This window comes from Cupriavidus sp. 96C5-1, assembly GCF_057798855.1.
The window spans coordinates 1-639 of the sequence record NZ_JBYOJU010000118.1; the positions used below are offsets into that span (position 1 = coordinate 1).

A 639-nucleotide genomic window follows, 5' to 3' on the forward strand; every position below is an offset into this window, starting at 1 on the left:
TCGTGTTCGAGTGGCCATATAAACTGGTAACGGCAGATGCCTGAATGGGCAAGCGAGATCGTCATTCAGGGGTCATACAATGAAACCACCGTCATTCGCAGCGGCAATGCCGTTCGTGCCGGTAGCGCCAGCAGTTTATTAGAACCGCCGCGCCCACCACGAATCCGAAACGTCCCCGATCCTGATAAGCCAGCCCCCCTGCAAGGGGTCGCTTTCTTTTGGTTACTTTTCTTTACGAGTAAAGAAAAGTGACACCTCCATGTGCCCAAGAGCCCGACACCACTCCGCCTTTAGGCCCTGCCACCCTAAATCAGGTCCCTACAACAATCCAGAAATAAGAAAAAATCGCTTCATTTTGAAACAGCAGCCGGCCATTAAAAAAGAACGGTTGGATGGCAATGTGCCGGTTTGGTACGCCCCAGGTTTGCGCGCTTGTGAGAGAGGGACCGGGGGGAGAGAACGGGCACGCGCAAGAGCGAGATGTCCCACGCGATGGCGTGCCACCTTCCACGCTCAGAACTGCGCTTCGCTCAACGCATTGACCGGCGCCGCCCCCGCCACGATGGCGTCGCGCAAGCCCGATGCCTGCGACAGGATATGCTCCGCGAAGAAATGCGCGGTGGCGATCTTGGCGTCGAG

2 protein-coding genes are annotated in these 639 nt (G+C 57.0%); one reads left to right on the forward strand and one right to left on the reverse strand.

All coding sequences use genetic code 11. From position 1 onward, the window contains the following. Positions 1–36 precede the first annotated feature (36 nt). On the forward strand, positions 37–252 hold the full coding sequence (locus tag AC3FOF_RS44560) for a hypothetical protein (protein WP_488726895.1): 216 nt from the start codon (positions 37–39) through the stop codon (positions 250–252). Positions 253–513: 261 nt separating this feature from the next. Here AC3FOF_RS44560 and AC3FOF_RS44565 read toward each other — a convergent pair whose 3' ends face one another. Then, complete coding sequence (locus AC3FOF_RS44565) at positions 514–627, reverse strand: hypothetical protein (RefSeq protein WP_488730313.1); 114 nt, start codon at positions 625–627, stop codon at positions 514–516. Between the last annotated feature and the right edge of the window lie 12 nt (positions 628–639).